The sequence below is a fragment of the Dyella japonica genome, assembly GCF_040545895.1.
Lineage (GTDB): Bacteria > Pseudomonadota > Gammaproteobacteria > Xanthomonadales > Rhodanobacteraceae > Dyella > Dyella japonica_D.
The window spans coordinates 1-3,238 of sequence record NZ_JBEPMU010000020.1 but is presented as its reverse complement, the minus strand read 5'-3'; the positions used below and the strand labels follow the sequence as shown (position 1 = coordinate 3,238).

General features: G+C 54.4%; 2 rRNA genes. Both read right to left on the bottom strand.

The features are described from left to right. Nucleotides 1-25: 25 nt before the first annotated feature. Nucleotides 26-138: ribosomal RNA gene (gene rrf, locus ABIC75_RS23025) — 5S ribosomal RNA — on the bottom strand. A gap of 127 nt (nucleotides 139-265) precedes the next feature. Further along, nucleotides 266-3,144: ribosomal RNA gene (locus ABIC75_RS23020) — 23S ribosomal RNA — on the bottom strand. Nucleotides 3,145-3,238: the final 94 nt, after the last annotated feature.

Below are 3,238 nucleotides of genomic sequence, written 5' to 3'. Positions count from 1 at the left end.
TGGGAAGGCGTTTGAGGGATAAAGCCCCTGGCGGTGACCTACTCTTGCATGAGGATTCACACTACCATCGGCGCAGCTGCGTTTCACTTCCGAGTTCGGGATGGGATCGGGTGGGGCCACAGCGCTATAGCCGCCAGGGAAGAGGTGCGGACAGCGCAGCGATGCGCCAGTCCGGCAAAGGGGTAAACGAGTGACAAGCGTCTGGTGAAATTCGGATCAGATGTTTCGTCGAGACGATGATGTCTGCGAAGCGTCTTGGGGTTATATGGTCAAGCCTCACGGCTCATTAGTACGCGTAAGCTCAATGCATTGCTGCACTTCCACACCGCGCCTATCAACCACCTAGTCTTGATGGTGCCTTAAGGAGACTCGAAGTCTCGGGAGATCTCATCTTGAGGCGCGCTTCCCGCTTAGATGCTTTCAGCGGTTATCGCTTCCGTTCGTAGCTACCGGGCAATGCCATGGGCATGACAACCCGAACACCAGCGGAACGTCCACTCCGGTCCTCTCGTACTAGGAGCAGCCCCTCTCAAATCTCCAACGCCCACGACAGATAGGGACCGAACTGTCTCACGACGTTCTGAACCCAGCTCGCGTACCACTTTAAATGGCGAACAGCCATACCCTTGGGACCGGCTACAGCCCCAGGATGTGATGAGCCGACATCGAGGTGCCAAACACCGCCGTCGATATGAACTCTTGGGCGGTATCAGCCTGTTATCCCCGGAGTACCTTTTATCCGTTGAGCGATGGCCCTTCCATACAGAACCACCGGATCACTAAGACCTACTTTCGTACCTGCTTGATCCGTCGATCTCGCAGTCAAGCACGCTTATGCCTTTGCACACAGTGCGCGATGTCCGACCGCGCTGAGCGTACCTTCGTGCTCCTCCGTTACTCTTTGGGAGGAGACCGCCCCAGTCAAACTACCCACCACACACGGTCCCTGATCCGGATTACGGACCTAGGTTAGAACGTCAAGCACTTCAGGGTGGTATTTCAAGGATGGCTCCACCGAAACTAGCGTCTCGGTTTCATAGCCTCCCACCTATCCTACACAGAAGAACTCAACGTTCAGTGTGAAGCTGTAGTAAAGGTTCACGGGGTCTTTCCGTCTTGCCGCGGGAACGCTGCATCTTCACAGCGATTTCAATTTCACTGAGTCTCGGGTGGAGACAGCGCCGCTGTCGTTACGCCATTCGTGCAGGTCGGAACTTACCCGACAAGGAATTTCGCTACCTTAGGACCGTTATAGTTACGGCCGCCGTTTACTGGGGCTTCGATCAAGAGCTTCGCCTTGCGGCTGACCCCATCAATTAACCTTCCAGCACCGGGCAGGCGTCACACCCTATACGTCCACTTTCGTGTTTGCAGAGTGCTGTGTTTTTGATAAACAGTCGCAGCGGCCAGGTTACTGCGACCCTCTAGCGCTCAGTCACGCACGTGACCACGCCGGAGGGCGCACCTTCTCCCGAAGTTACGGTGCCATTTTGCCTAGTTCCTTCACCCGAGTTCTCTCAAGCGCCTTGGGATTCTCACCCTGCCTACCAGTGTCGGTTTACGGTACGGTTTCTCTGTAGCTGAAGCTTAGTGGCTTTTCCTGGAAGCGTAGTATCAGTCACTTCGCCCAATAGGGCTCGTCTCGGTGCTCGGCATAAAGAAGCGCGGATTTGCCTACGCTTCATGCCTACCGCCTTTCCCCGGGACAACCAACGCCCGGTAGACCTAACTTTCTCCGTCCCCACATCGCACTACAGACAAGTGCTGGAATATTAACCAGCTTCCCATCGACTACGCATTTCTGCCTCGCCTTAGGGGCCGACTCACCCTGCGCCGATGAACGTTGCGCGAGGAAACCTTGGGCTTTCGGCGTGGGGGCTTTTCACCCCCATTATCGTTACTCATGTCAGCATTCGCACTTCCGATACCTCCAGCAAGCTTCTCAACTCACCTTCACAGGCTTACGGAACGCTCCTCTACCGCGCACACAAAGTGTGCACCCCGAGCTTCGGTGTATCGCTTAGCCCCGTTAAATCTTCCGCGCAGACCGACTCGACCAGTGAGCTATTACGCTTTCTTTAAAGGGTGGCTGCTTCTAAGCCAACCTCCTGGCTGTCTATGCCTTTCCACATCGTTTTCCACTTAGCGATAACTTGGGGACCTTAGCTGCGGGTCTGGGTTGTTTCCCTTTTCACGACGGACGTTAGCACCCGCCGTGTGTCTCCCGTACATTCTGTCCTGGTATTCGGAGTTTGCCATGGTTTACTAAGCCGCGATGGCCCGCTAGCCATAACAGTGCTCTACCCCCAGGAAGATTCATACGAGGCGCTACCTAAATAGCTTTCGAGGAGAACCAGCTATCTCCGAGTTTGTTTAGCCTTTCACTCCTATCCTCAGCTCATCCCCATCTATTGCAACAGATGTGGGTTCGGTCCTCCAGTGCGTGTTACCGCACCTTCAACCTGGCCAAGGATAGATCACTCGGTTTCGGGTCTACTGCCAGAGACTATGCGCCCTATTCAGACTCGGTTTCCCTTCGCCTCCCCTATACGGTTAAGCTTGCCACTGACAGTAAGTCGCTGACCCATTATACAAAAGGTACGCAGTCACCCTTGCGGGCTTCCACTGCTTGTACGTATACGGTTTCAGGGTCTATTTCACTCCCCTCTCCGGGGTTCTTTTCGCCTTTCCCTCACGGTACTAGTTCGCTATCGGTCAGTCAGGAGTATTTAGCCTTGGAGGATGGTCCCCCCATGTTCAGACAGGGTTTCTCGTGCCCCGCCTTACTCAATTTCACACCACATGCCCTTTCGTCTACGGGGCTATCACCCGCTATGGCCGGCCTTTCCAAACCGTTCGACTAAAACACATGATGCTTTTGGGCTAGTCCGCGTTCGCTCGTCGCTACTGACGGAATCTCGGTTGATTTCTTTTCCTCCGGGTACTTAGATATTTCAGTTCCCCGGGTTCGCTCTGCATGACTATGTATTCATCATGCAGTACTCCTTGCGGAGTGGGTTTCCCCATTCGGACATTGCCGGATCAAAGCTTGTTGCCAGCTCCCCGACACTTTTCGCAGGCTGCCACGTCCTTCATCGCCTCTGACTGCCAAGGCATCCACCGTATACGCTTGGTCGCTTGACCATATAACCCCAAGTCGCCTCAGGGCCGATCACTATCACTTACGAGGTGATAATCATCGAATGTCCAAACAACGCGTTCGCTTAATTGCCTCAAC